We start from the raw sequence: 17,080 nt of genomic DNA on the forward strand, positions 1-17,080 counted from the left end.
CTGATCCTTTTCTTTCTATAGAAAGCACGAAGGCGACCCTAGGGTCGCCTTCGATCGTTTCGCAGAGTGAATCTGCGTAGCTTTCTTACTTTTTCTTACGTATGTAGAGAACCAGATTGTGGTCCACCAAATCGAATCCATGCTGCTCAGCGATCATGTGCTGGAGCTTCTCGATTTCCGGACTGGTGAACTCGATAACCTCATTGGTATCCAGGTCAACCATGTGGTCGTGATGACCGCCGTCGGCCAATTCAAACACTGCATGACCGCCGTCGAAATTATGACGAACCACCAGTCCTGCTGCTTCAAACTGGGTCAGTACACGGTAAACCGTGGCCAGGCCGACGTCCTCGTTAGACTCCATCAGTGCCTTGTATACATCCTCGGCACTCATGTGGCGCTGCTCAGCAGAATCGAGCATTTGTAGAATCTTGACTCGTGGCAGAGTCACTTTAAGACCGGCTTTGCGTAGTTCGCTATTTTCAACCATGGTTAGCTTTCTCGCGGATGCTGCTTCGCAGCTTCTCTTAATACGGGTATGATCGGCGTTTACGTTGTCCCAGCCAAGATAGTGGAAGTCGCCCACCGATGCAAAACACCAAGCTCTTGCTAACCAGTTTCACCTTTGTGGGACTGCTCGCACTCGCCGGTTGTTCATTCCCCGGGGTTTACAAAATCGACATCCAGCAGGGCAATGTCGTCACGCAGGACATGATAGACCAGTTACGCCCGGGAATGACCCGACGGCAAGTACGGTTTATCATGGGCAATCCCCTGCTGACCGACACATTCCATGCCGATCGCTGGGATTATCTCTATAGCATCCAACCTGGTGGCGGTGAACGCCAGCAGGAGCGGGTCAGCGTCATCTTCAATGGCAATGATCAGCTCACCAGCCTGTCGGGGGACTTCAAACCGGGCGTAAGCCGCGATGAAGCCTTGCTGGGCAAGGACACCGGCACCACCACTCCTGCGCCCGCGCAGAATGAGGAAAAGCCCAAGTCCGAAGTACCGGCCAAGCCTGGCTCCTTGCTGGACGAGATCCAGAAAGGCGTCGACGGCGTGCAAACCGTTCCGGTGCCAACTCCAGAACCTCTGGACGCCAGCCCGCAGTAAGTTTGTAACGTTCGATCAAAAGCCCGGCATGCCGGGCTTTTTGTTGCCTGCCGTTTCGCAAGCTATGAATTCTGCTGTTTTGCCTTGGCAGCCTTCGCCGCACGCAAGCGACGTATCTCCATCGGATCTGCCAGCAATGGCCGATAGATCTCGATTCGGTCTCCATCCCGCACACAGCGAACATCCGCGTCCGCAACCACCTTGCCGAAAACCCCCAAAGGGCAACTCTCCAGATTCAGCTCCGGGAATTGCGCGGCCATTCCAGAACCCTGCACCGCCGCCCTGAGGCTTGAACCCGACGCTACTGCCAGGCTCATCAACACCTGGCGATCCACCGCGGCGTACACCACCTCGACTTCAACCAATGGCTCAGCCATGCATTTGCTTGGCGCGTTGGCAGAACGCGTCCACTAGCGTATTGGCCGCTTGATTGAACAACGGGCCCAAGGTGGCACGCACGATAGGGCCGGCATAATCGAACGACAGGTCCAGGCTGATCTTGCAGGCCTTTTCATTCAAAGCCTTGAACACCCACACGCCATGCAGCTGAGTGAACGGGCCTTCCTCGAGATTCATCTCGATGGACTGCCCGGGCACCAGCGTGTTGCGCGTGACAAAGTGCTGGCTCAAGCCGCCCTTAGCGACACCCACGCTGGCGAGCATATGCTCATCACTGCTCTCCAATACCTCAGCAGTTGAACACCAAGGCAGGAACTCCGGGTAACGCGCCACGTCGTTGACCAGGTCATAGAGCGCCTGTGCCGGATAAGGCAGCAGGGCCGAACGTTGAATATGCGTCGTCATGTGAGCGTTATTTCCACAGCTGAGCGGCAAACATCGCGAAAGGACAACAGGATTCGCGAAAGAAAAAATCAAAAAACAGCCTACATTGTCCGGGATTCATTCAACACGCTCAAGCACGCAGGTTGACCGTAGCCGACGCGCTCGCAACTCCCTATAATGCCGCCCCTATGGCTAAACAAAAGAAACACCCAACAGGGACCATCGCGCAAAATAAAAAGGCGCGACACGATTACTTCATCGAACATCGGTTCGAGGCTGGTCTGGTCCTGGCCGGCTGGGAAGTAAAAAGTCTGCGTGCCAGCAAGCTGCAACTGGTCGACAGTTATGTGCTGCTCAAAGACGGTGAGGCATGGCTGCTCGGCAGTCATATCACGCCGCTGATGACAGCCAGCACCCACGTGATTGCCGATCCGGTGCGCACGCGCAAGCTGCTGCTCAATGCTCGCGAGCTGGAAAAACTCCAAGCTGCGGTGCAGCAAAAAGGCTACGCCTGCATCTGCCTGTCGTGGTACTGGAGCAAGCACCTGGTCAAGTGCGAGATCGCATTGGGCAAGGGCAAGAAGGAATACGACAAGCGTGACACCGAGCGCGAACGCGATTCCAACCGGGAATTGCAACGTGCCGTGCGTAACAAGGGCAAGGAAGACTGATTTTCCTGTGACTTGGTGTGGCCGAGGGCGCCCGCTCCCTCGGCCACAACAATCGCTATATCCCCTTGCGCCGCTCTGCCCGCGCCATGCGCTGAACCTCCTGACGCACTTCTTCCAGCACTTCCTGCACATACAGCAGGTGACGTGTTGAAACCTCCCGCGCCTGCTCGGCACGCCCTTCGATAATCGCCAGGTACAGATCACGGTGCTGATTGATCAGCATGTCCCGTGTTTCGGTACGCTGCTGATACATGCCACCAATGTTGGTCACCACGTTACGCTTGAGCAGATCGAACAGGCCGCGAATGGTATGCAGCAATACCGCGTTATGACTGGCCTCGGCGATGGCCAGGTGAAACCTCGCATCCGCCGCGCCCTCTTCCGCCCGGCTCACTTCGTCTGACCGCGTATAGCAATCCTGCAGTTCTTCGAAAGCCGCCGTCAGCCGCTCTCGGTCCACCTCAGTGGCGCGCAACGCTGCGTAGTACGCGCAGGAAGCTTCCAGGGTCTGACGGAACTCCAAAAGGTCGCGCTGAGCCTCGGGATTATTTTCCAGCAGATGCAGCAGCGGATCACTGAAGGTTGAACCCAGCGACTCCACCACATAATTGCCACCACCCTGACGACTGATCAGCAAACCTTTGGCCGCCAGCTTCTGGATCGCCTCGCGCAACGACGGTCGCGACACCCCGAACTGCTCGGCCAGTGCGCGCTCGGCCGGCAAGCGCTCGCCCGACTTCAGCGTGCCCTCAAGGATCATGCCCTCAAGCTGCTCGACGATATCGTCAGACAAACGGCGCTGACGCACCTGATCAAACCCCATAACTCACTCTCCACCATCCCGACCACTCGCCGGGGCCCCTATTCTGGCCTATCGCCGCGCATCCGGCACCTATCAGAACGCTCTCGTTTCATCCGATCAGTACCCGTTTAGGCCGACCTACGACCAAAGATTCACAAGCGGCAAATTGACACATCCCCCTGAAGGCTTTTAACCTAGCCAACAGCGATTGTAAATTGGTAATACCAATTATCCAAATCGCTAAAGCAGTGCCTGACCAACAACAATTAGGGGCCACCCCATATGCAAACCTGGCAACAGCTCTACAGCCCGCTCGGCAGCCTCGGCCTGTCCGCACTGGCCGCCGTCATTCCCATCGTATTTTTCTTCCTGGCCCTGGCGGTGTTCCGCCTCAAAGGCCACGTTGCGGGTAGCATCACCTTGGCACTGTCGATCCTGGTGGCGATCTTTGCCTTCCAGATGCCGGTCGATATGGCGCTCGCCGCCGCCGGTTACGGCTTTGCCTACGGCCTGTGGCCAATCGCCTGGATCATCGTCGCCGCTGTATTCCTCTACAAACTGACGGTCAAGAGCGGCCAGTTCGAAATCATCCGCAGCTCCGTGCTGTCGATTACCGACGACCAGCGCCTGCAAGTGCTGCTGATCGGCTTCTGCTTCGGCGCCTTCCTGGAAGGTGCGGCCGGCTTTGGTGCACCGGTGGCGATTACCGCCGCATTGCTGGTAGGCTTGGGCTTCAACCCGCTGTACGCCGCCGGCCTGTGCCTGATTGCCAACACTGCACCCGTTGCCTTCGGCGCACTGGGGATTCCGATCATCGTGGCGGGCCAGGTGACGGGCATCGACGCTTTCAAGATCGGCGCCATGGCCGGCCGCCAATTGCCGCTGTTGTCGTTGTTCGTGCCGTTCTGGCTGGTGTTCATGATGGACGGCCTGCGCGGCGTCAAGGAAACCTGGCCTGCCGCGCTAGTTGCGGGCCTGAGCTTCGCCGTTACCCAGTTCTTCACCTCGAACTACATCGGGCCTGAACTGCCGGACATCACCTCGGCCCTGGCCAGCCTGATTTCCCTGACCCTGTTCCTGAAAGTCTGGCAGCCCAAGCGCAGTGCCGGCGCGCAAATCGCTGGCGCAACGTCCGGCACCGCCATCACCGCCAGCGCCGGTGGTTTTGGCCTGCCCCGCAATACTGTGGCTTCGCCTTACAGCCTGGGGGAAATTTTCAAAGCCTGGTCGCCGTTCCTGATCCTGACCGTACTGGTTACCATCTGGACCCTGAAGCCGTTCAAGGCGATGTTCGCCGCTGGCGGCGCGATGTACAGCTCGGTGTTCAACTTTGCGATTCCGCACCTCGATCAACTGGTGATCAAGGTTGCACCCATCGTTGCTACGCCAACGGCCATCCCTGCGGTATTCAAGCTTGATCCGATTTCCGCGACCGGCACGGCGATTTTCTTCTCCGCCCTGGTCTCGATACTGGTGCTGAAGATCGATTTCAAAACTGGTCTGACCACCTTGAAAGAAACCTTTTATGAGCTGCGCTGGCCGATCCTGTCCATCGGCATGGTGCTGGCCTTTGCCTTCGTCACCAACTACTCAGGCATGTCATCGACCATGGCTCTGGTACTGGCGGCTACCGGCGCGGCATTCCCGTTCTTCTCGCCATTCCTCGGCTGGCTCGGTGTGTTTCTGACCGGCTCCGACACCTCGTCCAACGCGCTGTTCAGCTCGCTGCAAGCCACCACCGCGCACCAGATCGGCGTCAGCGACACCTTGCTGGTGGCAGCGAACACAAGCGGCGGCGTGACCGGCAAGATGATCTCGCCGCAGTCGATCGCCGTGGCATGCGCCGCGACTGGCCTGGTAGGCAAGGAATCCGACCTGTTCCGCTTTACCCTCAAGCACAGCCTGTTCTTCGCAACGATTGTCGGGCTGATCACTTTGGCCCAGGCCTACTGGTTCACCGGTATGCTGGTGCACTAAGACCTGCACGTAATAGGGTAAGAACCGACGCCGGACAGCGATTCCGGCGTCAGCTATTTCTGGAGGACCGATGAGCCTGCCTGCTGCTTTTCTGAGCGACGCCGCACAACTGATCCCGCAAGATCGTCGCTTCGACGATCCACTTTCCACCCTCGCCTTCGGCACCGACGCCAGTTTTTACCGACTGATCCCACAACTGGTGATCCGTGTTGAATCGGAAGATGAAGTGGTGGCCCTGCTGCAACTGGCCCAGCGCGACCGTGTGCCGGTGACCTTTCGTGCAGCGGGCACCAGCCTTTCGGGTCAGGCCATCAGCGACTCGGTACTGATCGTACTGGGGGACAACTGGAACGGGCGCGAAATTCGCGGCCAGGGCACACAAATCCGCTTGCAGCCCGGTGTGATCGGGGCGCAGGCCAACGCTTGGCTGGCGCCATTCGGGCGCAAGATCGGTCCGGATCCGGCGTCGATCAATGCCTGCAAAATTGGCGGCATCGTCGCCAACAACGCCAGCGGCATGTGCTGCGGCACGGCGCAGAATACCTATCACACCCTGGCAGGCATTCGCTTGGTGCTGGCCGACGGCAGCCGCCTGGACACGGAAGATCCGGCCAGTGTTGCGGCCTTTCGCCAACATCACGGCAAACTGCTTGAGCGCCTGGCGACACTGGGCCGCGAAACGCGGGCCAATGCCGAATTGGCTGCAAAAATCCGCCACAAATACCGCCTGAAAAATACCACCGGGTTGTCACTCAACGCCCTCGTGGATTTCGACGAGCCACTGGATATCCTCAGCCATCTGCTGGTGGGTTCCGAAGGTACCTTGGGCTTTATCAGCGCAGTGACCTACGACACGGTGATCGATCACCCGAACAAAGCCTCGGCCCTGATCGTATTCCCCGATGTGGAAACCTGCTGCAACGCGGTCACCGCCCTCAAAACCCAACCTGTTTCAGCCGTTGAGCTGCTGGATCGACGCAGCATGCGCTCGGTGCAGGACAAACCCGGCATGCCGGCTTTCGTACAGCAGCTATCGGAAAATGCCTGCGCGCTGCTGATCGAGTCCCGCGCGGCTTCGCCCTCGCTGCTGCATAAGCAACTGGCGCTGATCATGGCCTCCCTGGCCAGCTTCCCGGTGGAGAAACAGGTCGACTTCACCGAAGACCCGGTTGAAAACGCCCGCCTGTGGGCAATCCGCAAAGACACCTTCCCCGCCGTCGGCGCCGTGCGTAAAACCGGCACCACCGTGATCATCGAAGACGTGACCTTCCCGGTGGAACAACTGGCCATTGGCGTTAATCGCCTGATCGATCTGTTCGACAAACATCACTACGACGAAGCGATACTTTTCGGACACGCCCTGGAAGGCAATCTGCACTTTGTGTTCACTCAAGGCTTCAACAGCGCGGAGGAAGTCGCACGCTACCAGGCGTTCATGGACGACGTCGCCCAGTTGGTGGCAGTGGAGTTTGGCGGCTCGCTGAAGGCCGAGCACGGTACTGGTCGCAACATGGCACCCTTCGTCGAATTGGAATGGGGCAGCGATGCCTACCAACTGATGTGGCAACTCAAGCGCCTGCTCGACCCCAACGGCATTCTCAACCCGGATGTGGTGCTCAGCGAAGACCCGCAAATCCACCTCAAGCACCTCAAGCCACTGCCCGCCGCCGACGAGCTTGTGGATAAGTGCATCGAGTGCGGCTTCTGCGAGCCGGTTTGCCCATCAAAGGGACTGACCCTGAGCCCGCGCCAGCGCATTGTGATCTGGCGCGATATCCAGGCCCGAAAACGTGCCGGCATCGACACCACCGAACTGGAAGCGGCCTATCAATACCAAGGCATCGACACCTGCGCGGCCACCGGGCTTTGCGCCCAACGCTGCCCGGTAGGCATCAATACCGGCGACCTGGTGAAAAAGCTGCGCGGCCGCGACGCCGACCGCACGAAAACAGCCGAATGGCTGTCGACGCATTTCGCCACGGCACTGCAAGGTGCGCGCCTCACCCTGCACGTAGCCAACGGCGCGCGCATGCTGCTGGGCGCGCCGCGACTGGCGAAGCTCTCAGCCACGGTAACCCGCCTGTCCAAGGGGCAAATCCCCCAGTGGACCAACGCCATGCCGCAACCGGAAAAGGCCATTCGCTTCAGCCCCGCCGTGAGCGATGAGCGACCACGGGTGGTGTACCTCGCTGCCTGCGTATCACGTGCGATGGGGCCGGCAGCCGGCGACCACGAGCAGATGTCGCTGTACGACAAAACCCGCGGCCTGCTGGAAAAAGCCGGTTACCAGGTAGTCTTTCCCGACAATCAGGACAACCTCTGCTGCGGCCAGCCTTTCGCATCCAAAGGCTACGCCGAACAAGCCGAACACAAACGCCAGGAACTGATCGGCGCCCTGCTCCACGCCAGCCGTGGCGGCCTCGACCCGATCTACTGCGACACCAGCCCGTGCACCCTGCGCCTGGTCCAGGACCTGGCCGAAACCCGTCTCGACCTCTACGACCCCGTGCGTTTTATCCGCACTCACCTGATGGACCGCCTCGACTTCACTCCCCAGGAAGCCCCGATCGCCGTGCATGTCACCTGCAGCACCCAGCACCTGGGAGAAAGCCAGGCGCTGATCGACTTGGCCAGGCAGTGCAGCAAAAACGTGGTGATCCCCGAAGGCATTCATTGCTGTGGGTTTGCCGGCGACAAAGGCTTCACCACGCCGGAGCTGAATGCGCACTCACTGCGCAGCCTGAAGGACGCCGTGCAGTATTGCAGCGAGGGCATTTCCACCAGCCGTACGTGTGAGATTGGCCTGACGCAACATGGTGGAATTGATTACCACGGCCTGGTGTACCTGGTGGACCGAGTGACCCAGGCGCGGGCCCATTAGAGCCGCCCCTTTTTGGTGCCGAACCTAATGATTTCGGGGTTTTTCGACTAATCCAGTGACAAAACAGAACCCCTGCGCGCCGGCGTAGTCATCTGCATAGGCCTCGACAAACGAGGCTCATCAGTGACCTCGCTGGCTGCACGGAAAACCGGCAGCATCGAGCCCTATTTGCACAAGGAGATACCCATGAAGCGTTCCGCTCTTGCTGGTTTGTTCATTACCGCTGCGATGCTGGCGTCCCCCGCGTTTGCCGCCGGAACAAAAGACGATCTGTGCCAAATCAACCTGGACAAAATCAACAACGGGAAAGCGTTGCTCGCCACCGACACCAGCGGCAAATCTGGCGAAATCGACACCGCCGTTTCCCAAGCCAAGGCAGCCCATGCGGCAGGCGATGACAAAAAATGCATCGAGATCACCTCCAAGGCGCTGCAAAGCCTGCAAGACACGGACAAAGGCGGCAATCAGTAACCCGCTGACTGCTCAGGCCAACCTTCGGGTTGGCCTTCTGTGAGCGATTGGCGTACACTGCACAGGCTTGTCACTCACTAAGAAACAACGAGTTACAAGCACGGGGCCGTTTAGGATTCGACGCCGGTCGCGAAACTTTAGGTGCATGCCGAGTTGGTAACAGAACTCGTAAATCCACTGTTGCAACTTCTTATAGTTGCCAATGACGAAACCTACGGCCAGGAATTCTCTCTCGCTGCGTAAGCAGCTTTAGATCCTGAGCTTCTGGTACCTTCGGGTCCAGCAATCACCAGGGGATGTCTGTAAACCCAAAGTGATTGTCATATAGAACAGAATCGCCGTGCAGTACGTTGTGGACGAATCGGCTAAAACTTACACAACTCGCCCAAAGCACCCTGCCCTTCGGGTCGCTGAGGGTTAACTTAATAGATACGGCTAAGCATGTAGTACCGACAGCGGAGTACTGGCGGACGGGGGTTCAAATCCCCCCGGCTCCACCAAACTTACATCTAAAGACGTCCACGGACGTCTTTTTTGTGCCTAAAACCCAGCAAAATCAAGGCTTTTGGGTCTACCGGCGTCCATGGACGTCCGGCACAATCCACGACATCGGGTATTCCAGATGGTATTCCAAGCCCTTCAGTGGTAATTTTTGGAATACCAATTGATGTCATGGAACACCTCATGTGCGCCCAAGCCACCCGCCTCTCTGACCGCCAACTCAAAGCGGTAAAGCCGAAAGACAAGGACTACGTACTCAGTGATGGAGACGGTCTACAGCTGCGTGTGAGGGTTAATGGCTCTACGCTATGGAACTTCAACTACCGGCAGCCGATTACCAAAAACCGCATCAATATGGGCCTCGGAACCTACCCAGAACTCTCGCTCGCGCAAGCCAGGAAGAAAACGGTCGAAGCCAGAGAGCTTCTCGCCCAGGGCATCGACCCGAAAGAACAACGTAGCGAGTTGGAGCAGACAAAAAGGCAGGCAACCGAGCACACATTCGAGAACGTGGCGTCTGCCTGGTTTGAACTGAAAAAGGATTCTGTAACCCAGGCTTATGCCGAGGACATCTGGCGCTCGCTCACACTGCATGTTTTTCCCACACTGGGAACAACACCTATCTCGCAGATCAATGCCCCAACGGTCATCGAACTGCTGCGTCCTCTTGAAACCAAAGGCAGCCTGGAGACAGTGAAGCGACTGACCCAACGGCTCAACGAGATCATGACCTACGGCGTGAACTCGGGAATGATCTTTGCCAACCCGCTCAGCGGCATTCGGGCTGTGTTCAAAAAGCCGAAAAAGCAAAACATGGCTGCCCTACGCCCCGAAGAGCTGCCAGAGCTAATGGTCGCCATCGCCAATGCGAGTATAAAAAGAACAACACGCTGCCTGATCGAATGGCAGCTCCATACCATGACCCGTCCTGCGGAAGCCGCCACGACCTCCTGGGCTGACATCGATCTAGACAAGAAAACCTGGACGATCCCAGCGGAACGGATGAAGAAGCGACGCGCTCACGTCATACCACTCACCGAACACGCACTGGCTCTACTTGAGACGATCAAACCCTACAGCGGCCACAGAGAGTATGTGTTCCCCGCCGATAGAGACCCGCGGACTCACTGCAACAGCCAGACAGCAAACATGGCCCTGAAGCGAATGGGCTTTGAAGGGCGCTTAGTGAGCCACGGCATGCGTTCGATGGCTAGTACTATCCTGAACGAACAAGGATGGGATCCGGAGCTGATCGAGGTCGCACTTGCACACGTGGACAAAGACGAAGTGCGTAGCGCCTACAATCGTGCGGATTACATTGAGAGAAGACGCCCGATGATGGCTTGGTGGAGCGAGCATATACAGCAAGCGGGGACGGGGAGCCTTTCACTGTCCGCAATCCAAGCCCATAAAAGAGGCAGGCTAGCACTCGTATAGTCCGCAGGACTAAAGAGAAGATACTCACGTGCAGTTTACAGTTACTCCTCATTCGGGTTTGTGTCCCAGATACATCGCAGGCGGCTATGAGGCTTGACCACCGCGAGTGTTCAACTCAGTCAAGCCGCTAATCAACGGTTAGCCAGATTGCCGCGAAGCTGTTCACTGCTGAAAAACTCATAGTGCTCACTCCCTGCGGACAGATAAAAACAATCGCAGCGCACTGTAAACCCGGACTCAAAACACTCAACCCGCGTGCCAAGCCATGATCATGCTCTCGCCAACCCCATACAAGTTATCTTCAGGGGCCGGTGGAGAGCTGAGACCGATTTAAATTTTTCGCCCCAACGGCGAAAAACAAGGCGCTCCGGCCTTCAATTCCGTCAACACTTCCTCATACTCCAAGTCCCCCTCCGCCTCACGAGCAGGAATCACTTCTCCATGTAACTGAGCACGCAGGTCATCCCAACGTTCCAACAGGACCTGCCAGTTATGCTCGTCGTAAGTCCCTCGAAAGATCACTGGATGCACATCAATGCGCGGCAGCTCTGACGCTGGACTCCCCCTATCCAGCGCTTCACCCAACCGGCGACTCCAATGACTGCCCACTCGATCGACTCGGCCGATCTGTTGTTCGACCACACCGGGGTTCCACTCCGGGTGCATGAGGATGACGGTCTTGCATGCCTGATGCAGGTTGAGGCCTTCGCGGCCGACGGTGGATTGGGCCACGAGAACACGGGGAAAGCTGTTCGGGCGGTTGAAGGCCAGTTGCAACAAGCGGCGGGTAGATTGTTCAGTGCCGCCGTACATCAGGCGAGCGAAACCACCCTCCTGGTGGGAAAACTCGGGCTGCAGACGGGCGAGTAGCAGCTCCCATTGCAACGCAATTTCGCCGATATCCGGTGTGTGGGGATTGTCGTCCGTGTGCTGGTCGCCGGCAGCGCTCAGCAGTTGGCAAAAGGCGGTGCACGCTTGCTCAGGCGTCAGATGTTCGACGTCCCCGCCAGTGAAGTCGAGGATTGCCCGGGTAAACAGCGCCACGGGATGTTTCTCGGCGGTGCCCACCAGCTCCTTGTTGAGCTCGGCCTCCTGAAGGTGTTTGAACATCGCGCGGGGTACCTGCTCATGTTCGGGCAGTCCCGCATCCAGCCAGCCGAGCAGACGCCGGCGTAGCTGCTCCCGACGTGTGCTGTGGGTGCTGTATTGATTGGCCAGCAGCTCAGGGATGGAGTTGAGTTTCAGCCGGCAATTCAGCTGACGGTGCGCAATCTCCACTGCTGCCCATTCCGAATGGTCATCGGGCTCGTCGGCACGAGCCTGGATTACGCTTTGCGGCCAGTAACGGCCGGCCTCAAGGCTGCGAAGCATTTCACGTGCGTTCAGCAGCCGGACCAAGGCTCGCATGGGTGCGGTGAAACTGCCGAACACCAGCACCTTTTCCTCTTGCTCGTGTGCGGCTTCAATGGCCGTGATGGTGGCCAGAATTGCCGGGTGCTCAAACAAGTGGTGGGGATGCTGAAACGCCTGCGCAGCCGTCTTCAACCACCACTGCACGCGTTGCTGGCGCTTGTCATCCACCGCGCTGGACTGTCCGTAATTCGGCAGGGTAGAAGGCTCCGCTGGTTCATTAATTTGCGCTAGGAGGTCAGCGATTCCATGCCCATTGGCCAGGGTCAATCGCAAGCGTTTGGCTGTTGAGTTTTCGTCCAGTCGCGAGGCCACGGACAGCGCCTCGGTTGCGCACACGGCCTGTCGCCAAGGTAACTTCAGCGTGCGTACATCCACACTGACGGGCTTTTGGGTGTTGCGATAGCTTTCCCCCTGAGTTTCTTGGGCGAAGCGTGAAACGTCGGCGTCTTCACGTTTATCCCGGCGCAGCAGATAAGGGCTCAACGTCGATTGAAAGGCACTGGCAGCTGCCTGATATTGTTGACGGGCCGTGTCGCTGGAACGCCAATGAACGCGCAGATGACGGATGGCCTGCGCAAAGTCGTTGATCACAGGCTGAAGTTGATCGCGCACTTTTTCGTCGAGACCAAGCCGTTCGAAGGTTTGCCGCCATTGCTCGACATCCAGCTCCACAGGAGTCGCTGTCATGCACAAGCGACGGCTGTGCTGAGTTCCCTGCACCAGGTTATCGAGCAACCGGCTCAGGCCGCTGTCGGTGCCGCGACTTTTGTGGGCTTCGTCGATCACCAGCAGGTCGAAGGAGCCCAGGCCAAACCCGACCACCTGTTCAAGCCAACTCCGGTGAGGAGTACCGCGGCGGTAATTGGTGTGAGTATCAGGGTTTGGCCAGGCATGCCCGGTCGTGACGTCAGTCAACCAGGTGTAAGCGGGTTGCGCGGCGTCTTCGCTGATACGCCCCACAATACTGGCGGCGGCTCGCTTGACCCTTTCATCATCAGAGCCTGACAGGTGGTAGCCATTTGGATACTTGAAACCTGTCTCTTTGCGCCAGCGTGCGAAGACTTCCGGCACCAACTCTCTGCGCCAGGGCGTTGCGTTCTCGCCCATACGCCAGTTGGCAAAGGTATGGGACAGCACCAGGGTGGACTCCTGAAACCATGGCTTTTGATCAAGGACCTCTTCGGCACTCCAGGCTTCAAAGTAGCCGAGCAGACCACGCAATATCGCGGGAGTTGCGACGCCTCCCAGCTTCAGCTCTGCCTGCCACTGATAGCCCAGCCCTGGCGGGGCGATGACGGCGGCTCGACCGCCAGCGTCCTTGACTGCGCGAATCAGCTCGACAGCGATACGGGTCTTGCCCATTCCCACTTCGTCGGCCAGCACTACCCCGTGTTCGCCAATACGATCGGCCAACGCATGCAGGCTGGCTCGCTGGCCTGGATTCAGGTGCGCAGCCGCCTCACCTGCGTCATCTGCAAGTTGTTGCTGTTGCATCGCCCGTTCGCGCAGTGAAGCCGCAACGGTTGCCCAACTGAAGGCTATCCGCTTCATGGCAGGACTCCCAGGGGATGTGAGGTGTCGAGTTTCCAGTGGGCCTCGATATTGCTCAGTGCGGTTTCGTAGCGCTGCCCTTGCGGATGGTCCGCTGTCTCGGCAAAACAAGGCCTGAACGCAGGTTGGCGCAAGGCATGGATGGGGTTGATTTCGAGTGTCAGAAACTGCTGCAACAACCCACAACCGGCGGCCTGAATGAGTGATTGCTCCAGTCGGGCACACCACACCGGCCAATCCCGAGGCTCCAGCGCAGTTTGTTTCGCGGCGATACCTTCGATCAGTTCCATCATTTGCCGGATCGGGTAACGCGCCGCTTCTTTTCCTGGCGCAATGGTTCCCTGTTTGTCGGCAGAGCGCTTGCTATCGTCGAATGCGTTGGGCAGTTCTTCTTCACCGGGCGAGTGTGGAAAACTGTCGAGTTGCATCCACGCATCCTCCAGGCTGATTTCTGGCAGCTCGGTGGCCGCCAATCGGCCAAACCCATCCAGCACCGGCACCGTCATGACATGCGTTGCACCCGCCTCTTGCCAACTGACAACCACCTGCCGCGGTCGTGGTCCGCACCAGGCGAAGCCTTGACCCTCAACATATGCACAAGGCTGTTGCGACGTATCCAGCACTGAGTAATTGCCGAGCGAGCGATCATCGGCGCTCAACCAGCCTTGCTCTGATGCATCCGAGTCGCGCCACATCAAGTAAGCCACGGGCGCTGCGCTGAACACCTCGCTCCCCACCTCAAGATCCTTGCCTTGCTGCAGCGTCTCAGGGACGCATTCCTGCTCCCACTGAATCGGCAGGTAATAGCCAATCGATTCGGGATCAGCGCCCCCCAATTTTGCCGGGTACCAGTTCAACGGCGTCGGAGCGAATACCACCCCGGCCTCAAGGTTGCCCGTCGATCGCCCCATCTTCAGGGTGAAGCCCTGCCGAGTAAGATTGCCCGAGCCAAGGTACAGCCATGGGCTGGCTGTTTTTTCCGAATGCCCAGTCTCGCTGGCGCTGAAAATGAACTTGGCATGCAAGGTGCGTTTTTGCACGTCAGGAAAGTAGGCCGGCTGAGCCGCAGGTCGTACGCTGACGCTGGCAGCCGTCAAGGTCGCGGCTGCCGCTGCAATGCCCTGGCAGCTCGCCTCGTTGACAAACAGATCTACAGTGCTGGTCGCCGTCAGCAGACGCGGCTCTCCCGCTTCACCGCGCAAGCACCTGATGATGCTCAACGGGACCGATGCATGCTCACCGGGCATTGAAGATTCATAAAAACCCGAGCCCATGGCCAAGTAGTTACGCGCAGTTTCTCGACCCGAGGCATAAACGACTTTGGCTGGCAGCTGGGCGAGCAGCGACGCTTTTCGGTTATCGAAGAAACGGGCGTTCAATCCGCAAGCTTTCGGCTTGACCTGCTTGTGCAGGATCGCGTCAATATCCGCCACAGCCTTGGCTGTCAGCGGGTTGGCGAGCAGCGCACGGCAGTCGTAATGCTCCCGTAGCCACAGCAGTAGACTCCAGGCGCTGCAGATATCTGTCCGTACCTGCTGCGTTGCCTCGGTGGGTGCTGCCAGTTCGTCGCTGCACAGGTCCAGGCGCCAGATCAGGTCAAGGCTCTGCTCTAATGTCTGCCGGGTCCAGTTGCCGGTGGACACAAGCAAACGCAAGCACCAGGCGTCGCTCTTGTCAGTGCTGCGGTAACCCAGCACCGCGACCTTGGCGTGCATCAGGTTGAATGGCAACTCAGCTTTCGCCCAGGGTAAATGCAACAGGCCCGGCACTTCGACCGGGGTAATCTGGATCGCGCGCGGGTCCAGCATCAGTGCCAATAGCGTTTCCCCGGCATAGGCACGCTGATTGGCTTGCTGGTGGCTGAAACGCTCAATCGCATCGTTGAGAAACATGTCGTCAGCCGAGAAGCCGCACAGCCAACCGAAGTGGCCAGTAAAACCGTCCGGCGTTTCGAAGTGTTGGGCCAGAGAGGCAGGAGCATGACTCATAAACTTACCTCTTCAAGGGCTACTGCTGGAGCCGAGGTGAGCCAGGCGCTCAATTGGCCCCGGAGATCCAGGTCCAGTCGATGCAAACGACCTACACGATGGGAAATCCAGGCTGGCAAAGCGGCGTGGGAAGCCTCGCCTTGGGCCTCGATAACGGCTTGGCCAGTATCGACCTCCAAAACCTGATGCTGGAACGCACCGCCAGGCAGAATGTCCTTGCCTTGCAGACGCAGAACCCGACCGTCGCGGCTCACCAGACTGGCCAACAGGCTCGAACTATCAGGATCCATACACTCATGGCAGAAGGTCGAGGCGACAGGATCGATTCGCTGCCGCTGAGGGTTATCCAAAAACAATCGGGCCATTTCGCGCAAATGAGTGATTTGCGTCGAGATGCGTTCGGGCAGGACACGCCCTAACTCGAACCGCTGCGTGCTCAACACCGCCATGTGCTGCTCCACCGCGTTCAGCACGTCGTAGGCGGCATCCTGCACTTGAAAAAACAGAGCGCCATAATGCAAGTCGTTCCAGTGTTCGGTATCGATTTCATCGGGTCGCTCGGCCCAATCGAACACGGCTTCCGGTTTGGCGTGACGAGCCCGTACCCAGCCACGTATGGCTGCACGTCGCAAGCCACCGCTGGCTGGCGAGAGTTCCGCATCGATGCGGCGAGACAACAGCGCACGGGCCTGTGCGGGTAATACTTGCAGAGGCGAGAGCAGCCCGGAAACGGGGCCTTTCAACCTATCTACAGAATCGCCTCGTTGTGCCCACTGCACCAACTCCTCTAACAGCGCTCCGTCATCCCCACAGCAGGCGTTAACGAATTCATGACCAAAGGCCGTGCAGGCAAAGGCATTAAATCGCTCACCCTGCGCGCGCACCAGCCCCAGGGCCAACAATGCCTGGCCGGTCCCCATTCGCATCGGTTGGCTGACATAGAACCCTGGCTTGCACAGGGTCTTGAAGTTGAAATTCGCCTTGCCGCGCAGTTTCTCCGAACCCCGCACCCGGGCATCACCCTGGCCTTTGTTCTGTTTGAGCGCGTAGTAGCAGCCCAACGCTTCAATGGCGTTGGCCGCGTCAATGTTCGAGACATTCGATTTGCGCTCGCGCAACTTCTGCGCGACCGCGATACCCAGCATCGCCAAAAACAGCTGTTTGGCGTACCACACGCCGCCCATGCCAGGGACAGCGCGCTCGTTGTACTCACGCACTGCGGCGCCAATATCAAGCGTGCGGGTGCGTCTCTCGCCATCCAATTGTTCAGGACCAGAGAGTCCCCAGGTCATGCTCATAAAAGGCTTCCTTTGCGTTTGCAGCGAGTCAGCATGTGAGCTGGCGCATGGCCGTCGACGGTAGCAAAATGCCATAATCTCGTCCACGTCGGCTTCGCAGGGATCTTCATGATCGACCTTGCAAGTCCCAACTAAAGCTTGTCTGCCCCATGCCGATATCGTGCAGTAGATCTCTCTCGCAGGCACTCACG

Annotated in this window: 13 protein-coding genes and 1 other RNA gene; 7 read left to right on the plus strand and 7 right to left on the minus strand. The window is 58.4% G+C overall.

Annotation, left to right across the window (positions count from 1 at the left end):
* Nucleotides 1-85: 85 nt before the first annotated feature.
* Nucleotides 86-490 carry a ferric iron uptake transcriptional regulator gene (gene fur / locus AU074_RS04925; RefSeq protein WP_003212228.1) on the minus strand — a complete coding sequence of 135 codons (405 nt, stop codon included), beginning with the start codon at nucleotides 488-490 and terminating at the stop codon, nucleotides 86-88.
* A gap of 98 nt (nucleotides 491-588) precedes the next feature.
* Here fur and AU074_RS04930 point away from each other — a divergent pair, with 98 nt between their 5' ends.
* Nucleotides 589-1,116, plus strand: coding sequence for an outer membrane protein assembly factor BamE (locus AU074_RS04930; RefSeq protein ID WP_076013762.1), 528 nt, complete (start codon nucleotides 589-591; stop codon nucleotides 1,114-1,116).
* A 62-nt stretch (nucleotides 1,117-1,178) separates the two neighbouring features.
* Here the strand turns inward: AU074_RS04930 and AU074_RS04935 are convergent, their stop codons facing one another.
* Both AU074_RS04935 and AU074_RS04940 read right to left on the minus strand, forming a co-directional pair.
* Nucleotides 1,179-1,493, minus strand: a complete 315-nt coding sequence (locus AU074_RS04935) for an RnfH family protein (RefSeq protein ID WP_083676634.1) — start codon at nucleotides 1,491-1,493, stop codon at nucleotides 1,179-1,181.
* Nucleotides 1,486-1,920 carry a type II toxin-antitoxin system RatA family toxin gene (locus AU074_RS04940; RefSeq protein ID WP_076013763.1) on the minus strand — a complete coding sequence of 145 codons (435 nt, stop codon included), beginning with the start codon at nucleotides 1,918-1,920 and terminating at the stop codon, nucleotides 1,486-1,488. Before AU074_RS04940 ends, AU074_RS04935 begins: the two co-directional genes overlap by 8 nt.
* Nucleotides 1,921-2,087: 167 nt before the next feature.
* On the opposite strand from AU074_RS04940, the gene smpB reads away from it, so the two are divergent.
* Nucleotides 2,088-2,570, plus strand: a complete 483-nt coding sequence (smpB, locus tag AU074_RS04945) for an SsrA-binding protein SmpB (protein ID WP_076013764.1) — start codon at nucleotides 2,088-2,090, stop codon at nucleotides 2,568-2,570.
* A 55-nt stretch (nucleotides 2,571-2,625) separates the two neighbouring features.
* Here the strand turns inward: smpB and AU074_RS04950 are convergent, their stop codons facing one another.
* A complete protein-coding gene (locus tag AU074_RS04950; protein WP_063033222.1) occupies nucleotides 2,626-3,393 on the minus strand; it encodes an FCD domain-containing protein in 768 nt (255 codons plus the stop codon).
* A gap of 261 nt (nucleotides 3,394-3,654) precedes the next feature.
* On the opposite strand from AU074_RS04950, the gene AU074_RS04955 reads away from it, so the two are divergent.
* From AU074_RS04955 to AU074_RS04975, 5 genes are all read left to right on the plus strand, one after another.
* Nucleotides 3,655-5,349 (plus strand): lactate permease LctP family transporter, encoded by a 1,695-nt coding sequence (locus AU074_RS04955; RefSeq protein ID WP_076013765.1) that lies wholly within the window; start codon nucleotides 3,655-3,657, stop codon nucleotides 5,347-5,349.
* A 70-nt stretch (nucleotides 5,350-5,419) separates the two neighbouring features.
* Entirely contained in the window at nucleotides 5,420-8,230 is a 2,811-nt protein-coding gene (locus tag AU074_RS04960; RefSeq protein ID WP_076013766.1) for an FAD-binding and (Fe-S)-binding domain-containing protein, read from the plus strand.
* 186 nt (nucleotides 8,231-8,416) lie between these two features.
* On the plus strand, nucleotides 8,417-8,701 hold the full coding sequence (locus AU074_RS04965; RefSeq protein WP_003212250.1) for a hypothetical protein: 285 nt from the start codon (nucleotides 8,417-8,419) through the stop codon (nucleotides 8,699-8,701).
* 102 nt (nucleotides 8,702-8,803) lie between these two features.
* Nucleotides 8,804-9,201: a transfer-messenger RNA gene (gene ssrA / locus AU074_RS04970) on the plus strand.
* 184 nt (nucleotides 9,202-9,385) lie between these two features.
* On the plus strand, nucleotides 9,386-10,639 hold the full coding sequence (locus tag AU074_RS04975) for an integrase domain-containing protein (protein WP_076013767.1): 1,254 nt from the start codon (nucleotides 9,386-9,388) through the stop codon (nucleotides 10,637-10,639).
* A 330-nt stretch (nucleotides 10,640-10,969) separates the two neighbouring features.
* Here the strand turns inward: AU074_RS04975 and AU074_RS32730 are convergent, their stop codons facing one another.
* Genes AU074_RS32730 through AU074_RS04995 form a run of 3 tightly spaced genes read right to left on the minus strand, consistent with a single transcriptional unit; the run spans nucleotide 10,970 to nucleotide 16,889 of the window.
* Nucleotides 10,970-13,603 (minus strand): helicase-related protein, encoded by a 2,634-nt coding sequence (locus AU074_RS32730; RefSeq protein WP_083676635.1) that lies wholly within the window; start codon nucleotides 13,601-13,603, stop codon nucleotides 10,970-10,972.
* Nucleotides 13,600-15,591, minus strand: a complete 1,992-nt coding sequence (locus AU074_RS04990) for a hypothetical protein (protein WP_076013768.1) — start codon at nucleotides 15,589-15,591, stop codon at nucleotides 13,600-13,602. The genes AU074_RS32730 and AU074_RS04990 overlap by 4 nt, the downstream gene beginning before the upstream one ends.
* Nucleotides 15,588-16,889: a hypothetical protein gene (locus AU074_RS04995; protein WP_076013769.1), complete on the minus strand. Its 1,302-nt coding sequence runs from the start codon at nucleotides 16,887-16,889 to the stop codon at nucleotides 15,588-15,590. The genes AU074_RS04990 and AU074_RS04995 overlap by 4 nt, the downstream gene beginning before the upstream one ends.
* Nucleotides 16,890-17,080: the final 191 nt, after the last annotated feature.

The sequence above is a fragment of the Pseudomonas sp. ATCC PTA-122608 genome (genome assembly GCF_001952855.1).
GTDB lineage: Bacteria > Pseudomonadota > Gammaproteobacteria > Pseudomonadales > Pseudomonadaceae > Aquipseudomonas.